Annotated in this window: 17 protein-coding genes; 1 reads left to right on the top strand and 16 read right to left on the bottom strand. The window is 37.7% G+C overall.

Annotated elements, in window-relative coordinates:
* Positions 1 to 2: 2 nt before the first annotated feature.
* The 10 genes from rfbA to ACEPXD_RS03620 form a co-directional block, all read right to left on the bottom strand.
* Entirely contained in the window at positions 3 to 905 is a 903-nt protein-coding gene (gene rfbA, locus ACEPXD_RS03665) for a glucose-1-phosphate thymidylyltransferase RfbA (RefSeq protein WP_391120050.1), read from the bottom strand.
* Between the two features lie 33 nt (positions 906 to 938).
* The gene (locus tag ACEPXD_RS03660; RefSeq protein ID WP_391120048.1) at positions 939 to 2,768 is read right to left on the bottom strand and encodes a polysaccharide biosynthesis protein; all 1,830 of its coding nucleotides are present in this window, start codon (positions 2,766 to 2,768) and stop codon (positions 939 to 941) included.
* Positions 2,769 to 2,783: 15 nt separating this feature from the next.
* The gene (locus ACEPXD_RS03655; RefSeq protein WP_391120046.1) at positions 2,784 to 3,704 is read right to left on the bottom strand and encodes a Wzz/FepE/Etk N-terminal domain-containing protein; all 921 of its coding nucleotides are present in this window, start codon (positions 3,702 to 3,704) and stop codon (positions 2,784 to 2,786) included.
* Positions 3,701 to 5,305 (bottom strand): O-antigen ligase family protein, encoded by a 1,605-nt coding sequence (locus ACEPXD_RS03650; RefSeq protein ID WP_391120044.1) that lies wholly within the window; start codon positions 5,303 to 5,305, stop codon positions 3,701 to 3,703. Before ACEPXD_RS03650 ends, ACEPXD_RS03655 begins: the two co-directional genes overlap by 4 nt.
* Complete coding sequence (locus ACEPXD_RS03645) at positions 5,302 to 5,820, bottom strand: tetratricopeptide repeat protein (RefSeq protein ID WP_391120043.1); 519 nt, start codon at positions 5,818 to 5,820, stop codon at positions 5,302 to 5,304. Before ACEPXD_RS03645 ends, ACEPXD_RS03650 begins: the two co-directional genes overlap by 4 nt.
* A 199-nt stretch (positions 5,821 to 6,019) precedes the next feature.
* Complete coding sequence (locus ACEPXD_RS03640; RefSeq protein WP_391120041.1) at positions 6,020 to 8,038, bottom strand: hypothetical protein; 2,019 nt, start codon at positions 8,036 to 8,038, stop codon at positions 6,020 to 6,022.
* A 657-nt stretch (positions 8,039 to 8,695) separates the two neighbouring features.
* Positions 8,696 to 9,157, bottom strand: coding sequence for an ROK family protein (locus tag ACEPXD_RS03635; RefSeq protein ID WP_391120039.1), 462 nt, complete (start codon positions 9,155 to 9,157; stop codon positions 8,696 to 8,698).
* Positions 9,158 to 9,240: 83 nt separating this feature from the next.
* A complete protein-coding gene (locus ACEPXD_RS03630) occupies positions 9,241 to 9,969 on the bottom strand; it encodes an amino acid ABC transporter ATP-binding protein (RefSeq protein ID WP_391120037.1) in 729 nt (242 codons plus the stop codon).
* Between the two features lie 21 nt (positions 9,970 to 9,990).
* Entirely contained in the window at positions 9,991 to 10,647 is a 657-nt protein-coding gene (locus tag ACEPXD_RS03625; RefSeq protein WP_391120035.1) for an amino acid ABC transporter permease, read from the bottom strand.
* A 30-nt stretch (positions 10,648 to 10,677) separates the two neighbouring features.
* Positions 10,678 to 11,505 carry a transporter substrate-binding domain-containing protein gene (locus ACEPXD_RS03620; protein WP_391120033.1) on the bottom strand — a complete coding sequence of 276 codons (828 nt, stop codon included), beginning with the start codon at positions 11,503 to 11,505 and terminating at the stop codon, positions 10,678 to 10,680.
* 258 nt (positions 11,506 to 11,763) lie between these two features.
* On the opposite strand from ACEPXD_RS03620, the gene ACEPXD_RS03615 reads away from it, so the two are divergent.
* Positions 11,764 to 12,318 (top strand): helix-turn-helix domain-containing protein, encoded by a 555-nt coding sequence (locus tag ACEPXD_RS03615; RefSeq protein ID WP_391120031.1) that lies wholly within the window; start codon positions 11,764 to 11,766, stop codon positions 12,316 to 12,318.
* A 95-nt stretch (positions 12,319 to 12,413) separates the two neighbouring features.
* On the opposite strand, the gene ACEPXD_RS03610 is transcribed toward ACEPXD_RS03615, so the two are convergent.
* From ACEPXD_RS03610 to argC, 6 genes are all read right to left on the bottom strand, one after another.
* Complete coding sequence (locus ACEPXD_RS03610; RefSeq protein WP_391120029.1) at positions 12,414 to 12,794, bottom strand: DUF1761 domain-containing protein; 381 nt, start codon at positions 12,792 to 12,794, stop codon at positions 12,414 to 12,416.
* 15 nt (positions 12,795 to 12,809) lie between these two features.
* Complete coding sequence (locus ACEPXD_RS03605; RefSeq protein ID WP_391120027.1) at positions 12,810 to 13,265, bottom strand: SRPBCC family protein; 456 nt, start codon at positions 13,263 to 13,265, stop codon at positions 12,810 to 12,812.
* Between the two features lie 329 nt (positions 13,266 to 13,594).
* Entirely contained in the window at positions 13,595 to 14,731 is a 1,137-nt protein-coding gene (locus ACEPXD_RS03600) for an acetylornithine transaminase (protein ID WP_391120026.1), read from the bottom strand.
* Between the two features lie 11 nt (positions 14,732 to 14,742).
* On the bottom strand, positions 14,743 to 15,507 hold the full coding sequence (gene argB / locus ACEPXD_RS03595) for an acetylglutamate kinase (protein ID WP_391120024.1): 765 nt from the start codon (positions 15,505 to 15,507) through the stop codon (positions 14,743 to 14,745).
* Positions 15,470 to 16,696: a bifunctional glutamate N-acetyltransferase/amino-acid acetyltransferase ArgJ gene (gene argJ / locus ACEPXD_RS03590; RefSeq protein WP_391120022.1), complete on the bottom strand. Its 1,227-nt coding sequence runs from the start codon at positions 16,694 to 16,696 to the stop codon at positions 15,470 to 15,472. Before argJ ends, argB begins: the two co-directional genes overlap by 38 nt.
* Before the next feature lie 18 nt (positions 16,697 to 16,714).
* Positions 16,715 to 17,749: an N-acetyl-gamma-glutamyl-phosphate reductase gene (gene argC / locus ACEPXD_RS03585; RefSeq protein WP_391120021.1), complete on the bottom strand. Its 1,035-nt coding sequence runs from the start codon at positions 17,747 to 17,749 to the stop codon at positions 16,715 to 16,717.
* Between the last annotated feature and the right edge of the window lie 107 nt (positions 17,750 to 17,856).

The raw sequence follows: 17,856 nt of genomic DNA, 5'->3' as shown, positions 1-17,856 counted from the left end.
ACCTATAACACTCCATCCATATCCTGTGAAAATCGTTTTGGTTCGTTCGCAATATCTACTAAATATTGACCATAGTTAGATTTTATTAAAGGCTCAGCAAGAGTTAACAACTGACTTTTGTTAATATAGCCCATTCTATAAGCAATTTCTTCAATACAAGCAACTTTAAAACCTTGTCTTTTTTCAATTGTTTCTATAAACAATGAAGCTTCCAATAATGAGTCGTGAGTTCCAGTATCTAACCATGCAAAGCCACGTCCTAGTAACTCCACTTTAAGCTTCTCTCTTTTTAGATACTCTTTATTAATATCTGTTATTTCTAATTCATCACGTTCTGATGGCTTTATCTTTTTAGCAATTTCTACTACTTGATTATCATAAAAATATAGCCCTGTTACAGCAAAATCAGATTTAGGTTCTTTTGGTTTTTCTTCAATTGATTTCACATTGAAATGTTTGTCAAACTCCACTACCCCAAAGCGTTCTGGATCCTTCACACGGTATCCAAAAACTGTAGCTCCCTCTGTACTTTTCGCCACTTTTCGAAGAATTGGTGTGAAGCCTTGACCAAAAAATATATTGTCGCCTAATATTAGCGCGACACTATCTTTTCCAATAAATTCCTCTCCGATTAGAAAAGCTTGGGCTAGTCCCTCTGGATTTTCTTGTACATGATAACTAAGAGAAATCCCAAGCTCACTTCCATCCCCTAAGAGCTGTTCAAACATTGGTAAATCAAATGGAGTAGAAATAATTAAAATTTCCTTTATTCCAGATAGCATTAATACTGAAAGTGGATAATAAATCATTGGCTTGTCAAAAACTGGCAATAATTGTTTTGAGACCGAACGGGTAAGTGGATATAATCTAGTTCCACTTCCTCCTGCTAAAATAATTCCTTTCAATAGTAACACCTCATAATCATTAATTTCTCTGTTCTAAACCGTTGTCATATCTTTTTTATTTAAACTAATTCCCTTATTAGCAACTTTGAAAAGCGAATCCTTCAAGTTTTCTTCTGTCATATCCAAAAGACTTTCAAGTATGATATCCATTTCTACTTTGCTAATTGGAGTTGCTTTTCCAATATGGATTTTAGGGAAAACATGACCACTTTGTATTTCATTTTCATTTAGCAACTCTTCAAATAATTTTTCACCAGGTCTAATCCCAGTAAATTCGATTTTTATTTCATTTTCTGTATAACCAGATAAACGTATAATATCTTTTGCCAAATCCACAATTTTAACAGGTTCTCCCATATCAAGCACAAAAATTTCCCCATTATTTGAGAGGGTACCTGCTTGAATAACAAGTCTCGATGCTTCTGGTATTGTCATGAAGTAGCGTGTCATTTCGGGGTTAGTTACCGTGACAGGGCCACCTTGTGTAATTTGTTTCTTAAATAGCGGGATAACTGAACCACGGGAACCAAGAACATTTCCAAACCTTACCGCTGCAAATTTTGTTTTGCTTTCTTTTGCTAAATTTTGCACAATCATCTCTGCAAAACGTTTGGTTGCCCCCATTACGTTTGGTGGATTTACTGCTTTGTCCGTTGAAATCATGACGAAATAACCTACACCAAAGGTATGTGCGGCTTCTGCAACATTTTTTGTTCCGAAAATATTATTTTTCACAGCTTCCATCGGGTTATATTCCATCAAGGGAACATGTTTATGGGCAGCAGCGTGATAGATAACATCTGGTTTATATTCGGAAATAATATCAAATATTCGATTTCGATCTTGTATATCTGCAATGAGCGGAATAATTTCTGTTCTCTCAGAAACACTTTGACGAAGCTCCATATCAATTTGGTATATGGAATTTTCACCATGGCCTAAAAGAAGAATTTTTTTCGGCTTAAATTTCGTCAATTGTCGACAGATTTCTGACCCAATTGACCCGCCAGCACCGGTTACTAAGATTGTTTTCTCTGTTAATTTTTCCGATATGGAATCCATATCTAGTTCAACTTCTTCACGCCCAAGGAGGTCTTCAATGTTGACTTCACGCATCTCACTTACGGAAAGTTTGCCAGTCATAACTGCCTCAATACTCGCCATAATTTTCACTTTTGCCTTTGTTTTGGAGCAATGCTCGAATATGCCTTGTATATCTACCTTCGTTAATGAAGGGATTGCAATGATAATATGATCAATTCCCAGTTTTTCTACAATTTTTGGGATATCTCGCACTGTCCCTTGAACTGTAATGTCTAGTACTTTAAGTTTTTGTTTGTTCAGGTCATCATCAACAAACGCTATAGGAATAAGATCTGAGTTTACCGATTGTCTCATCTGTTTAGCTAAGACAATACCTGCTTGTCCAGCCCCTACAATAAGCGCTCGATATTTTTGTTTATGTGTATTTTGTAATCTCTGTTCACTAAAAACCCTTAGTGCAAATCTAGATCCGCCAATTACGATAATATGTATCATCCAAGTAACTGCCATTACACGGAAAAACACCTGTTTTTGTACAGCATATTGCATTAGGCTCGCTGTACCTACAGAAATTGTTACAGCATTAACAATCGTTAACAATTCACTTACAGATGCAACACTCCAAATACGATTATATAAATGAAAGTAATAAGCGGCAATATGATGAGAAATCAATAAAGTGACTGCACTTAGTATTAAAGTAGGGAGTGTGTATGCCGTAAACGTCGGATATAATAGAAAATAGCTGAAGAAAATAGCAGTTAAAACAATTATAGAATCTAATATTACAAATGTTGTAATTCTAAGTCTATATCCCATTACCATCACTCCTCTCTACTTATTCTCAGGACTTGTTTCTTGCCAATACTTTCTTATAAACACTATTCCTAAACCAATCATTGCTCCGATAATTATACTTATTGCAATGTTTAATAACGCATTTGGTGAACTTGGCTTTTCTGGAATTGTTGGAACGATGATTGTTTTGATTAAAGGTTCCGTTCTGAAACTCTCAATGTTCGTCAGTACAGATTGATATTGTTCTAATACTTTTCTATATTCTGCTGACTTGGACTCAATCCTCATTTGTAATTGCATCAGATTATTTTGAATTTCCCCGTCAACATTTACTAACGATGCTAGTTGCTCTTCAGTCAAATTAACTATAAGTTGAGTTGGTATCATTGATTGAAGAATCAATATTTCTGGTAAATTATTAGAACGAACAGTTCCATTGTATAATTTGATTAAATCTCTAATTTCATCGGAAAGTTTTTTACTTTCTTTTGTATAGGAGTCTGCAAGTAAAGTAAACTCGTTTTGAAGTGAACCTGACATCGTTGCTTTTTGTTCATTTATAAGTGTTGTTAACACTTCACTAGACTTTTCAGGATCAGTACTTGTATAAGAGAGTGAAATCATATCAGTTGCAGGATTTACGTTTACATTTAGGTTTGTGCTGCTCACTTCTTTTGATGTTACATTGAAAATTTGATCAATAAATGTCTGATTTTTAATTCTTTCTGCAAATACTTGACTAGTAAACTCACTATCAATGTATTGTTTCACAATACCATCTGCAGCTGTATTGGTAGTTATTTGAACCATAGCTTTTGATTCATATTTTTTCCCAATTAAAAAGAAACTCAGAAGTCCTGCAATAAGCATAGCAGCTATTATCGATACAATAATAACAACCTTGCCTTTCCATACAATTTCTATCAGTTCTCGTATATCAATCGTTTCTTCGTTCATGATATCTCCTCTTCAAGTTGTCTATTTGATATTGCATATGCAATTGATGTTGCTAATAATGGAACAAAAGTTGCCCCAATGACCGAATCATTGAATAATGCTTGGATTAGAAACGATCCCCACCCCAATGCTAAAGCCCAAATAATTGGTGAGTGCATATCTTTAATTACGTATTTTGATAGATTTAAAGTGTAGATAATCACAAAAGCTATAAAGCATAATAAACCTAACAACCCTGTTCCATATAAAATCCCTATATATAAATTATGTGGTTTATCTACTATCGTATTTTCGTCCCAAAATCCATCTCTTTTATTTATATCATTTTGTGGGAAATGATAAGTGAGAGTATCAAGGCCATAACCAAATAAAGGTCTTTTCTTAATAAGAGGTATCATATTCTCCCAAATATATATTCTACCTGACCCTCCAGATATACTTCTTTCTGGCAATTCTGGAAGTTTGAGTTCATTATCTGATGCAGATGCTTTATTTTGAACAAAAAGATGATGCTGAGCTGCCCCTTCTACTTCGGAAGCAGATGCTTTATTTTGATCAAATAGATAATGCTGAGCTGCCCCTTCTACATGAGCAAATGGATTAGTTTTAACAAAAAATCCAAATGACTCTGTCCATACTGTAGGATTTTGTTTCGCTAGCATTACTGTAGAGAAACTTGCTAATAAAAGAAAACTCATTAACCAAAAGAATGCTTTCTTCCTATTCTGCTTCAGAAAAATAAGTGTTATTAATAGTAACATCATTCCTATGAGACTAACAAAACCACTTGTTGAAATAGACGCAAGAATAGTAGAGAATGCGGCTATCGATGTTAGTAAATTGATTATTCTAACTTTAATTGAACCATAGAATACCACTAATGTTAAAAATATAATTGCCATTACAGCTGAGTATCCACTCATATAGTTCCATTGATTTAGTGTACCAGTTAATACAGACCATTCATTAATATTCGACTCGTCCATCAAGAACACTGTAAATACTTTTTTGAAGGCGGCATTTTGAAGTATATTTATCCCATATAAGTTTAGAAGAGATATAAGTACATTTATCCACACAAAGGGATAGAGTGCGTAAACTAATTTATTTAAAGTATTTTTAGGATAAGTTATATGTAATGCTATAAACATTAATACGGCATAACATATAAATGTTAAAGCCCCATCGTATCGATCATACAAACCCCAGAGTGCAATTGATTTATATTCTGCAAGTAGTACAGAAAGCGTCAGTGCCACTAAAAAAGCAAGTAAAGAAAATGACACTAGGTTCATTTTTATTTTATAATTAAGAAATAAGGTTTTGTAAAGAAATAACATTAGAGAGGACACTGTAAAAATAATTAAGAATACAAATTTAAAATAAGTAAAAAAGTCTAATTGGTAGCCAGAGCTAGTGATACCATTTCCTGATACTAAAGGACTTACAAATAAATTTGCTTTTGCACCTATAACTAACGGAACTAAAGTCAAAGCACCTAAAAACAACCAAAATATCATACGATCAACTTTTTTAATCGATAGCATATCTTCTTTTTCATCTCTTGCTATGTTCATACTTCTAACTTTTAATCTACTCATGATGTCGATCCTTTCATGCTACTTATGTAATCCTTTAGTTCTGTTACAGTATTTCTAAAAGCCTCATCTATTTCCAACGTTAATATACGTTCAATAACAATGAGAGCATTGTCATATTGCTTGTTACTCGTAAGTATAGTAGCATACTCATACATAAAATTCTTATTTTCTACTAAATATGGATTCAAGTCCAAGGCTTTTGTATACATAGTTAACGCTGCGCTAAACTGCTGCCTGTTCATATAAGTATATCCAAGTCTATGTACCACATTATAATCGGCTGCGTATCTTTTGTTCAATTCTTCTAGTGTTAATAATGCACTATCAATATCACCTTCTTGTAATTGAAGATCAGCCTCTCTATATAAAACAGTGTCATTTAGTAGAATTTCATCTTGCTTCGTAGCTTGATTCTGCAAATAAAACAACGTCGAGCCAATAACTAAAACAAACGAGATCAGAATATAATTCATATAATTCTTTCTTTGTTTAACTTTTAACTTTATTTGATTCATTATTTAATTCCCCTTAATAAAACGACATATCCTTGAAATTATATCATAATTAGATACTTTTTTCGATACCTCCGTCGAATCCATGTAAAAACTAGAACTATTTGCATTAAAGTTTCTAAAAAATATAAGTATTAGAACCTAAAAAAAAACTGTTCCCCAAAATCGGGAAACAGTTTTTAATTTTCATTAAAACTATTGATTAATATCCAGTAAGTGTTCCTGTGACATTAACATTTAGTTTATATGCATTTGTAATACCAGTTACAGAGCTAATAGCTAATGTACCATTTAGTTTGTTGTCTCCACCTGAAATTGAAGATGGCGCACCAAAAGTAACATCAAAACCAATAGCAGTTTTCACGATTTTCGTACCATTTACACCATTTACAAAAGTAGCTCTAGTTAAATCACCATCTAATAATGTGATTGATGCATTTGAAGCAACTATAGCTGTGTTCGTACGATCTTTAGGAGCATCAAAGCTAACTACGTCTCCTACTAAAGAATTGCCAGTTGAAGTAGTAACTGAAGATACTGCAGCTTCAAATTTACCAGGAGTTACAACTAGTGTTTTCGTTTTAGTAGTAGCAGGATTAGTATCGATTTGTGAATAACCTTTTGGTCCTTCATTTGCAGCAAGTGCTTGATAAGCTGTGAATGTAGTGTTATCTGCTATTACTGGAACTGAGAAACTCCACTTACCATTCGCAGCAATTTGCCCTTGTGCAATTGCAGTTTCAGTAGTTCCGCTGTAAATAGAAACTAATTTACCAGCTTCACCAGTACCTGATAATGTAACTACATTACCTTCTACACGGTATGCAGGTGTATTAGTAGCAACCTTTTGATCTAATTTGAAATCAGATTGTGCTACCCAGTCAATTGCTAATTTAAGATTCGATCCACTTGGATTATAAGTTCCAGTAATAACGTCATCTTTAGATAATTTAGCTTTAAAAGCATCAAATGTAATAACAGCATTGTTTGAATCTTGGAATACACTTCCTGCTGCAGATATAACGTATTTATTAAGATTAGTAGTTACAAAATAGTTATTAGCTAAATCTACGTATTTTACTTTTCCATCAGTTAAAGTAAGCGGTGTAGTACCAGTTTGTTTAGCATAGAAGTTCAATGTGCCTGATTCTGTAGAATCTGCAACATCTGTACCATTTGGTTTAGTATCAAATGTAACAACTCCACCTGCAATTTTAGAAGCTGCAGTTACAGTTAATACCAATTGACCATTTACAGGGTAAACTGTAGTTAGGCTATTACTAGTAGCAGTTACGCCGTTTACAGTTACAAACTGATAACCAGAAGCAACAGGATTAGTTCCATCTGTCGCATCAGTATAATCAAAATCAATTTCAACTGGTCCATTATAAGCTGCACCTGTAGATGTTTTAAATGTAGCTACAACTGCATAAGTACCGCCTGCTTCACCGTGGAACGCTGCATCAGAAACAACAACATTTCCAGGAATTGGAGATAATACTTTTTTAGCATCGCCAATTGAAGCAACTAAAGTATCTACAAATTTAAGTTTATTAGCAGCAACAATTGCTTCTGCTTCTGCAATTTTCGCATGTGCTTCTACTAATTTCCCAGCTTTATTGTCAGCTAATGCTGCTTTTACAAGCATGTTAACAGTTACTTCGTTTTTCACTGAAGCTACTGATTTTTCGATAGCTGGTTTAACTGCGTTACGAATTTCGTCACGAGTTGATTGACCATATACGCGGTCTAAAAGAACAACTTGTTTACGATACTCAGCAGAAGCTGTGTGGTAAGCTGTTTCTACTTTTTCGATATCATTTGATTTGATAGCTGCATCAAGTTTAGCAGTTAAATCTTTAATTTTATCACTTGAAGAGATTGCATCGATGTATGCTACTGCACGTTTAACTTGTAATTTAGCATCTACAAGTTTAGCATCTACGCTTAATTTTTCAGATACTGAAAGACTAGCAGCTGCTTTTTCTGCTGCAGCGATTGCTTTTTTCGCAGCATTGTATTGAGACATCGGTTGAGTTACGAAATCAGCAGAACCTTCCATTGAGATAGCCCACTTTAGAACTGTACCTGCGTTTTGTGCGTCTGTTACTAATTGGTTTACGTTTACTGCTGCGTCAGCTTGGTGAGCTGGTGCTGCTGCAACGAATGCTGAAGCTGCTACTGCAGTTGAAGCTGCAATTTTGATAGCTTTTTTCTTCATAAACTTGTGATCTCCCTTCGCTTGTGTGTTGCAATTTTTTTTAGTGTGTAACACCGGTCGCTTGATCGCGTCCAATATCGTCACCCTAACTAATATATGAGTATACAAAACTCATATGCTAAAATCAACTAATATCCTTAAAGATTACCAGTTTATTTTTGAGGATGATGTTATGAAAGCACCAAGGACACTATTACATATTCCATATTACAGGAATTTAACCAATTGCGCTACCTTTTTTTCTGAATAATTCTTACTATTTTTAGATTGTTTGTTTTTCTTAATATTTTTCCTTTAATAGATAATATATTTTTCTAGTTTTTTTTTTATTTTCTTATGATTAATTACGTGCAATTTTGAAATTTTGTGTTATGATGTACAGTATAGAAGGTTACTTATAGATGTGTAACGCCGTAAACTTGTTTGTACATTCATTAGTGTGCAGCCTTCTACTTCCTTCGTTTTATCGCTCAAGAAAAGAAGCATCTGAATATCGGATGCTTCTTTTCTTATTTTAACGCCCTTCGCTTTTGCGGAAGGCGTTTTTTTATTGTTTTATATGTTTGGCAAATATTAGTCCCGCAATTAGGCAGCGTTATCTGCTAGTTTTTGAAGGACGATGGTTTCTTCTAGTTTGGCTAGAGCTGGGTAGTAGGTTTATCCATTAAGTAGAGCTTTTATGTTTTGTTTTATTTTCGGGAGGAGTTGGGTTTGTTTCATAACTCCTTCTCCTATGATGATGCGATCATGTGATTGTGCGAGCATCATTTGATAAACTCCTTGTGCTATATAATTTGCTTTTTTCTCCCATGCAGGATGATCTGCTGGGAGATTTATTGCTTTGGTGTAGTAGCCTATTTCTATTGCCGTACCTGATGCCAGACCTTCGAAGCAGTTTGGATGGAATGGACAGTTGCTTTCCATTGTATCAGATGGATCACGAATGAGTGTACCAAGTCCCATTTCTTGGTATCGAGTATTCGGAAGGAATTGTTTGTTTATAACTACTGTTTCTCTGAAACCTGTTTTGATTGTGATGAATTTTTGGATCGTTTTTTTACTAAGTAAAGCGCTGCTATGTTGACGTCGCTTTATAGTTCTACCGGGATGTTTCATCATTTTAATAGATGGAGTCGTATGTGGTAATCGGCCAGGGATAATTGGGTGTTTGTTTAAATAAAAGAAAAAACCACTAGATTTCTCTAGTGGTTTAAGACTTTGGATAGGAAGTCTTGGGCGCGTTGCGTGTCTGGATTTGTAAAGAATTTGGATGGCGCTGCGCGTTCGACTATTTTGCCTTCTGCCATGAATACGATTTCGTCGCAAATTTCTTTGGCGAAACCCATTTCATGCGTTACGACTACCATGGTCATGCCGTCTTTTGCTAGTTTGCGGATGGCATCGAGCACTTCGGTTACCATTTCTGGGTCGAGTGCGGATGTTGGTTCGTCAAATAGCATGACGGTTGGATCCATTGCTAGTGCGCGTGCAATGGCTACACGTTGTTGTTGGCCACCGGAAAGTCGGCTTGGGTAGGCATCGAATTTGTCAGCTAAGCCGAGGGATGTTAGTAGTTCTTTCCCTCTTGTTTCAGCTGCTTCTTTGCTTAGCCCTTTTACTTTAATCGGTGCCATTGTTACGTTTTCTAGCGCTGTTAGGAACGGAAATAGGTTGAAACTTTGGAATACGAAGCCTATGTTTGTGCGAGCTACGTTGATGTCCGTCTTTTTATCATGTATAGAGATGCCATCGACGGTGATTTCTCCGTTGTCGATAGGCTCTAGTGCATTTATTGTCCGGATGAGGGTGGATTTCCCTGCTCCACTTGGTCCAATCAATGCGACGACATTCGATTTTGGTACTTCGAGCGAGACGTCAGTTAGGACATGGTGATCGCCGAAGCTTTTATTGACATTTTTGATTGATATCATATAGATACACCCTCCTTAACCTTATGCTTCGCTTTTTAGCAATCGTTTTTCGAAATATCGAATGATTAGCGATAAGCTGAATGTCATGATGAAATAGATTAGTGCAACGAAAGTCCATACTTCGATTGAACGGAATGATGTTGCTACTAAGTTTTTCGCGTTTAACGTTAAATCGATTGCTGCTATTGAAGATACGAGCGATGAATCTTTGATTAGCATAATAAATTGGGATGCAAGCGGCGGTAATACGCGTCTAAATGCTTGCGGCAAAATAATATGTGTCATCGCTTTTGTATGTGACATTCCAAGTGAGCGTGCAGCTTCCATTTGTCCTCTTGGTACCGCTTGAATTCCAGTACGAACGATTTCAGCAATAAATGCACCAGCAAATATCGCAAGCCCGACTATAGCTCCCCAAAAGGAGCCGAGACTAAAATATTGTCCAAGTACAAAGTATATCCAAAGAAGTAATACAAGCAGTGGCACGCCACGAATAATTTCTACATAAACAGAAGCTATTAATCTAAAAATCTTATTTTTCGAAATACGTCCCAATCCAAAGATAATACCTATTGGAATTGCAATGAGAATTGCTAACGCCGAAATTTCTAGTGTTTTAAGCGCACCATAGATGAAGACGTCCATATTACGCGGGATTACGCTCCAGTCATAAATCATATCTAATCCCCCTCTAAGTTGTCAGAGTGTCTATTCCTCTACTACTTCACTTAACCAATCAGAAGTTTCAAACCATTTGTGACGTGAAGCTAATTCAGATGGGCTTTCGATATAGCTGTTTAGGAATGAGTTAATCCATTGTACTGTTTCGAAATCATTTTTCTTCACAGCGATACCAAGGTTTTCAGAAGAAATTAATCCTTCTAATGCTTGAACTTGGCCAGCATTTTTAAGGTTCCAAACTGCGATCGCAGGCTCGTCATATACTACTGCATTTGCTTTACCTAACGACATAGCCGCTGCTGCTGCAGGGAAATCTTCAAAATCAAGAATTTCTGCGTTTTTGAATACATCTTTTGCAAGTAATGCACCGGTTGTTCCGATACCTACTGCAATTTTGTTCCCTTTTACATCAAGATCTTGCCATGTTTTTGTTTTCTTATCAGATGCAGGCAACATAACTGCTTGACCAGTTTTAAAGTAAGGGTTTGCAAAACTTACTGCTAATGCACGGTCACCACGAATGGTCATACCAGCGAAAATCATATCAATTTCTCCTGTTTGAAGTGCAGGAATTAATCCATCAAATGTAAATTGTTTATATTCTACTTTTACTCCTAGTGCTTTCCCTAGTGCGTTTGCGAAATCTACGTCATATCCAACGAAATCGCCTTTTGGATCTTTCATATCAAACGGGAAATATCCTGAGGACATCCCAATAACTAATTTTTTATTTTTTAATACTTTTTGTAATGTTGAGTTTTCTGTTGACACGCCCCCACCAGAATCATTGCTACATCCTGCAACCATTAAAACGGTAATCATTAATAGTGCCGCTAACCATTTTTTCATTTTCATGTACATTTACCCCCATTTTGTTTTTCCTTAGTCCCCTTTATGAAACTACTGAATTATTAAGAGTATAAGTTATTATTATTCACGTGTCTACATAAAAAATAATTGTACATAATATTTTTATTATTGACTCTATTTAATATATTTTAAGATTAAATGGTAGACATTGATTAAATATGATTATACTATTATTGAGTAAGTATATATCATGTGTTTAATTATTCTGCTAATTGCATTTTTATTCAAAAAGGAGGTGTTTGTATGGAATTTCCTAAAGAAGAAGTTGGCAAGCGAATTAGGTATTTACGTAGGCTGCAGGGCTTAACGTCAGATGAGCTTGCCAAACTTACCGGAGTCAGTCAAAGTATGATTTCTCAAATAGAGCGTGGCCAAGTGTCCCCTTCGTTGGAAACACTTTGGAAGTTAAGTCATAGTTTGAAGGTCCCTGTGTTTTCCTTTTTTGAAATGGAAGAATCAAATGCAGTGACGATTTGCCGGTCTGGTGAGGAAAAACTGATCAAACGGGTCCGGCCGAATGTGAGTTATCAGTTGTTATCCCCGAGCACTGGGAAGCAGATGAGCTTTTTCAAGATGGTCGTCGAGCCCGGTGAGGAATTAGATACACCGTTTATGTATCATTCGGGTGAGGAATGCGGGATTATGTTGTGTGGTAGCATTCGGATTGAGGTCGAGGGTGAGACGCATATGATTTACGCAGGCGATAGTATTTACTTTGATAGCTCGCTGCCACACCGGTTTATGAATACCGGGAAGGTGGATGCTGTAGCGATTTGGGCTATGACGCATAGTTTTTAGGGGTTGCTTTCGGGTTGAGAGGGCTCTGGGATTTGGATAGTAGTTTATTTGCATAAAAATGGCCCTTTGATGGATTCAAAGGGCTTTTTGATTTGTTAAGATAGCCAGCCGTGTAGTGCGCCGAGTAATGTGAAAATGATGAAGTGATCGCAAATCGCGATTAGTGTTGATTTCATAGAGATGAGACCAAACAATGCATTTTTTACATAGACCATTTTAATGATAATTCCGATGATGAAGCCGATTAGTGCACCTTGCAGGAGAGTTTCTGCTCCCGTTGCATTGATTAGAATGGCTACCAGAAATGAGCTGATGAATGCAATGATGACCGAATAAATATATTTTATCGGCCCTTTCGTTTGTTGCCCTTTTTTATTTGATAATAAAATCGAATAATAGATTGTGCCGTAGATCATGTATAAGAATCCACCTATAATTATAGCTACGTAATTTAAGTTACCCCAGTCGATCGTCATGTAAATCCTCCTAATTTATGAATCTTTGAGTGCTTCTGAACGAACCAATTCGACAAACTCGTCTACTACTTTATCATTCCGCTTCTTTGAACCTAGTTTGATGAACGTTTTTCCCATCAGATTTAATCCTTCATTCTGGCCAGTGTAAATAAATTTTGTGGATTGATCATCAAGCTTGATGAGGGTAAATGCTGTTTGAATTTTAAACGCTTTTGCTAATGTGAATTCAACTTTTTTATGTTTTCTTTGCTCGGTATTTTCATATTCGGTATCCGTCACAATATAGGTCTCTGTTCTTTTGCCTTCTTGATAGGTTTGCTCGTATGTTGAACCGACAACTCCCTCTTTTATATCTAAAGGCTTATGCTCGACGACGTTTGGCATGATTCTTTGAATTTGATCCAACTCAAAGAGATTCCATATTTTGTCTAGCTGTGTTGGAATAATGATTTCTTTGTGCCAAGTTAACAAGTGCTTTCCCCATTTCATCGATTGTTGGAATGCGATTAAGTGTTATTTTTTCTAAAGTGTACCATATTTGAGGGTGAATGCAATGAGGTTTTTTAGATTTATTTGGGTAGTTGGTCGTGTCTGGTGGGTGATTTGTCGTTTATATAGGGAGATTTGTAGGATGCTTTGTTTAATATTACAGGTGCCTGGAATATTACGGTTGCCTGGCACCTGTAATAAAAGGACCTGCCTTGGAGGCGGGTCCTGGGTTTTGAATAGCGGTTCGCTGAGCGCTTTAATTCAAGTGGGTTTCTTCTATATAATGTTACGGGTGCCTGGCACCTGTAACATTATATAGAAGGCACCAGTAATATATTTGTAATAATGTTGATGGTTTGGTCGATTTCCCGGGTTGTGGCGGTTAGTGGCGGCAGGAGTCGGATGACGTTTGGTCCTGCAGCGACTAGTAGTAGGCCAGCTTTTTCAGCTTGGGCTATGTATGGCGCTACTTCGTTTGGACAGACGATGCCAAGTAACAAGCCGGATCCTACGATTTTGTATGCTGGTAGTGCTTTTTTTAGTTTATCCATAAAGTAGGATGATTTTTCATTGACTGTAGATAAAAATTCGTTAGTGAATATATTGTCCAAAACGGTTTGTGCGACGGCTACTGCTAGTGGGTTTCCGCCGAATGTTGTGCCGTGTGTTCCTGGGCCAAATGTGTCATGCAGCTCACTTGTGCCAAGCATTGCGCCGATAGGAAAGCCGCCGCCGAGTCCTTTTGCGAGCGTTATGATGTCTGGTTGAAGGACGGTTTGCTCATATGCGTAACGTGTTCCGGTGCGCCCGATGCCTGTTTGTACTTCGTCGACGATTAATAGGATTCCTTTTGACTTACAAATCCCGGAAATCACTTGTGCGTATTCTGGTGTTATTTGGTTGACTCCCCCCTCCCCTTGTATGACTTCGAGCATGATTGCCGCAATACTTGCGTCGATCGATGCTTCTAGTTGCTCGATATTATTGAAAGGAATGGTTCGGAAGGTTTCGAGAAGCGGGCCGAATCCTTTGCGTACTTTTTCTTGGCCCGTTGCGGACATGGCTCCGAATGTGCGTCCGTGAAATGAGTTTTCGAATGTAATAATGACGTGTTTCCCGGTATGTTTGCGTGCGAGCTTGATGGCTGCTTCATTCGCTTCCGCTCCGCTATTGCAGAAAAATGCGTGGGCAAAATGTGTGTCTCTTATTAGTGATGAAGCAAGTTTTTCTTGTTCTGGGCTTTCGAAAAGATTTGATGTATGCCAAAGTTTTTCACTTTGGCGCTGGATTGCTTCGACGATTGCTGGATGTGCATGGCCAAGGCTGAGTACGGCGATTCCGCTGGTGAAGTCAAGATATTTTTTTCCATCGTTATCTATTACGATTGTGCCTTTTCCTTCTACTAAGTGGACTGGACGGCGTGCGTAATTTGGGAATAAAGTGCTCACACGAATACCTCCTACTGTGTAATGGTCGTTCCTTCTAAATTCTCTCCAACAATTTGAACAGATGGAATACCGGCTGCTAAGCAATCTAGTGCGGCATTTACTTTCGGAATCATCCCTCCGTAGATATCACCTGATATGATCCAATTTGATATTGCTGAAGGAGTAATAACTTGTTGCACTTCCCCTTCAATTTGGATGCCATGGGTGTCGGTTACAAATTGTAGACTTTCTGCATTGATTGCTAGAGCAATTTTACTTGCTACGGTGTCAGCGTTGATGTTTAGTGGCGTGCCTTCTTCGGTGCAACTGATACTAGAGATGACTGGCGTAATGCCGGTCGCGAGTAGTGTTTCAAGTATTGAGCTATTCACTTTTTTTATTTCACCGACGAAGCCGTATGTTTCTTTATGCAATAAAGTGCATTCTAATAAATTGCCGTCGTAGCCATTTAAGCCGATTGCTTTAATGCCAACTTTATTCAGCTGGTGAACTAGCGCGGGATTGACTTGGCCGATGAGTGTCGACAGGACGATGCCGATTGCTTCTGCGGATGTGACGCGGATGCCGTTTATCGTGGTCGACGTTATGTTGTTTTTGGCTAGCGCTTCATTAATTGCAGGTCCTCCACCGTGGACGATGATGAGTTCATGGCCAGCAGCTTGAAGTCTTTTGAAATTATTGAAGAAGTTTTCATTCAGACGTTCGAGCATGCTGCCGCCGAGCTTGATGACAATGCGTTTAGGAGCGATAGGTTGCGTTGATTTGGACGTAATCATATGTCAAATCGCACCCCCATGCAGTTCCTTGGCCGTTGCCTTGATGAATATCTACAAAGATTTTAACTTCTGGTTGTTTTAAGTAGACAAGTAAATCTTCCTCTGAGAAAGGTACTGGTTCGGCACTTTCTACAACTTTTGTTACGCCAATATGAATCGTGATGGCGTTCGGGTCAAGGGTTGCACCACTATAGCCGACCGCTGCAATGATTCGTCCCCAGTTTGCGTCATTGCCAAACACCGCTGTTTTCACAAGTGGTGAGCCGACGACTGTTTTGGCGATTTTGCGAGCTTCCGCATCTGAAATAGCTCCTTTTACTTCCACTTCAATTAGTTTTGTTGCACCTTCCCCGTCTTTTGCAATCATTTTAGCAAGATCTTGTGCGACTGCGTGGAGTGTTTGGATGAAATTTCCCCAGTCTGGGTGGTCAGGTGTCAGTGTTTTATTTTCCGCCAAGCCGTTTGCCATAACGATCACCATATCGTTGGTGGATGTGTCCCCGTCAACAGTAATTGAGTTGAACGTTATGTCGGTGATGGATTTTAGGGCAGTTTGCAGATGGTTTGATTCGATGTTGGCGTCTGTTGTAATAAATCCAAGCATCGTCGCCATATTCGGTTCGATCATTCCAGAGCCTTTTGCAGTTCCAGCGATGATGACCTCTTTTCCATCGATTATCGTTTGGTGGGATGTGTTTTTCGTTACTGTATCTGTCGTCATGATGGCTTGAGAGAATCCAATGGCACCTTCAAGTTCGCCAATAGGGTCTAATTGTTGGATACCTTTTGTTAGTGGTTCCATGTTCATGATTTCTCCAATGACACCAGTTGAAGCAACGCCTACTAGATTGCGGTCAATTCCTAGTTTTTCCGCGGTTAGTTTCTGCATTGTGTACGCATCTGCCATTCCTTGCTTACCTGTGCATGCATTGGCATTTCCAGAATTGATAATGATTGCTTGCATTTTTCCAGTCTGGTACACGACGTCTTTTGTGACTAGAAGTGGCGCAGCTTTAATGGCATTTGTTGTGAAAACACCTGCTACGCTCGCCGGTACTTCACTGACTAGTAGTGCTAAGTCCTTTTTTTTATGTTTTATTCCACAGTGAATACCGGTTGCTTTGAAACCTTTTGGTGAAGCGATATTTTTATATGACATTTGTTTCATCGTCATAGCGGTTATCGACATGTTTTATTCCTCCTAGGTTTATATGTATAAAGGGACGAGCGTGAGACCTGTTGTTTGTTTTAGATTGAATTGGACATTCATGTTCTGAATAGCCTGGCCCGCTGCCCCTTTGACTAGATTGTCAATGACAGAGACAATGGTTGCGCGGCTTGTGCGCGAATCTACTTTGACATGAATGTCGCAATAGTTTGATCCGTATACTTGGTTCGTTCCGAATTTGTCGGTTTGTTTGATGATCCTTACAAATGGTTGATTTGCGTATGTTTCTTGTAGCGCATCTGTTAGATCTTTTTCACTTATGCCTTCGTTAACTGGGGCATAGCTCGTTGTGAGAATCCCTCTTGTCATCGGCACAAGATGTGTCGTGAACGTAATCGGTGTTGCTTGGTTTGCAAAGGTTTCTATCGCTTGCTCGATTTCCGGTATATGTTGGTGTTGATGTAATTTGTAAATGGCTGTATTTTCATTCGTTTCGCTGAAATGCGTCATTTGTGTTGGTTTGTTTCCTGCACCTGAAATTCCGCTTTTTGCATCGATAATGAGCTGAGTTGCGTCGATTAAGTTTTCTTTGATCAGCGGTAGTAGCGAGAGTAGGACTGCAGTTGGATAACATCCGGGGTTTGCAACTATGTCTGCATTTTTGATCGCTTCCGTATTCCATTCTGTTAAACCGTAGACGCTTTTTTCAACTACTTGTGCGGGAGCCGGTGTTTTTTTGTACCAAAGTTCATATTGAGCTGGGTCTTTGAGACGGAAGTCACCGGATAAATCGATGAGCTTCGGGCCGATTCCTATTAAAGCTGGGAGCAACTCGCTTGAAATTCCAGAAGGTGTACTTGTGAAAATTACATCGTAATCTGCAAATTTTTCTTGTTCAATTTTAAGAAGAGGTTCGTCATGGATATTCAATAAATGTGTATATTTATTAGAAAAGGTGTTTCCTTCATCCGAAGAGGTGAATAGGTCAACATTTTCGATCTCCGGATGATTATGTAGCAATCTTATTAGCTCAAGACCACCATATCCTGTCGCACCAATAATACCCACTTTCATTTCCTTCACCTCGTTGCTAAGTTAAAAATTATTATATAATTGTATATTTATAAAGTCAACTGTATTTTTATTTATTGTTGTTTTATAGAAAACTAGTGCTAAATAAA

The sequence above is a fragment of the Psychrobacillus sp. L3 genome, assembly GCF_042945595.1.
Taxonomy (GTDB): domain Bacteria; phylum Bacillota; class Bacilli; order Bacillales_A; family Planococcaceae; genus Psychrobacillus.
Note: the sequence above shows the minus strand (reverse complement) of the source record. Positions and strands in the feature narration are given on the sequence as shown.

Excerpts from the sequence above, each read along its gene's own strand:
- ACEPXD_RS03610 (WP_391120029.1), bottom strand. The coding sequence starts at position 12,794 with ATGACGATCGACTGGGGTAACTTAAATTACGTAGCTATAATTATAGGT.
- argJ (WP_391120022.1), bottom strand. The coding sequence starts at position 16,696 with ATGTCGATAACCGCTATGACGATGAAACAAATGTCATATAAAAATATC.
- ACEPXD_RS03660 (WP_391120048.1), bottom strand. The coding sequence starts at position 2,768 with ATGGGATATAGACTTAGAATTACAACATTTGTAATATTAGATTCTATA.
- ACEPXD_RS03615 (WP_391120031.1), top strand. The coding sequence starts at position 11,764 with ATGGAATTTCCTAAAGAAGAAGTTGGCAAGCGAATTAGGTATTTACGT.
- ACEPXD_RS03645 (WP_391120043.1), bottom strand. The coding sequence starts at position 5,820 with ATGAATCAAATAAAGTTAAAAGTTAAACAAAGAAAGAATTATATGAAT.
- argC (WP_391120021.1), bottom strand. The coding sequence starts at position 17,749 with ATGAAAGTGGGTATTATTGGTGCGACAGGATATGGTGGTCTTGAGCTA.
- argB (WP_391120024.1), bottom strand. The coding sequence starts at position 15,507 with ATGATTACGTCCAAATCAACGCAACCTATCGCTCCTAAACGCATTGTC.
- ACEPXD_RS03650 (WP_391120044.1), bottom strand. The coding sequence starts at position 5,305 with ATGAGTAGATTAAAAGTTAGAAGTATGAACATAGCAAGAGATGAAAAA.
- ACEPXD_RS03635 (WP_391120039.1), bottom strand. The coding sequence starts at position 9,157 with ATGATGAAACATCCCGGTAGAACTATAAAGCGACGTCAACATAGCAGC.
- ACEPXD_RS03620 (WP_391120033.1), bottom strand. The coding sequence starts at position 11,505 with ATGAAAATGAAAAAATGGTTAGCGGCACTATTAATGATTACCGTTTTA.
- ACEPXD_RS03640 (WP_391120041.1), bottom strand. The coding sequence starts at position 8,038 with ATGAAGAAAAAAGCTATCAAAATTGCAGCTTCAACTGCAGTAGCAGCT.
- ACEPXD_RS03630 (WP_391120037.1), bottom strand. The coding sequence starts at position 9,969 with ATGATATCAATCAAAAATGTCAATAAAAGCTTCGGCGATCACCATGTC.
- ACEPXD_RS03655 (WP_391120046.1), bottom strand. The coding sequence starts at position 3,704 with ATGAACGAAGAAACGATTGATATACGAGAACTGATAGAAATTGTATGG.
- ACEPXD_RS03625 (WP_391120035.1), bottom strand. The coding sequence starts at position 10,647 with ATGATTTATGACTGGAGCGTAATCCCGCGTAATATGGACGTCTTCATC.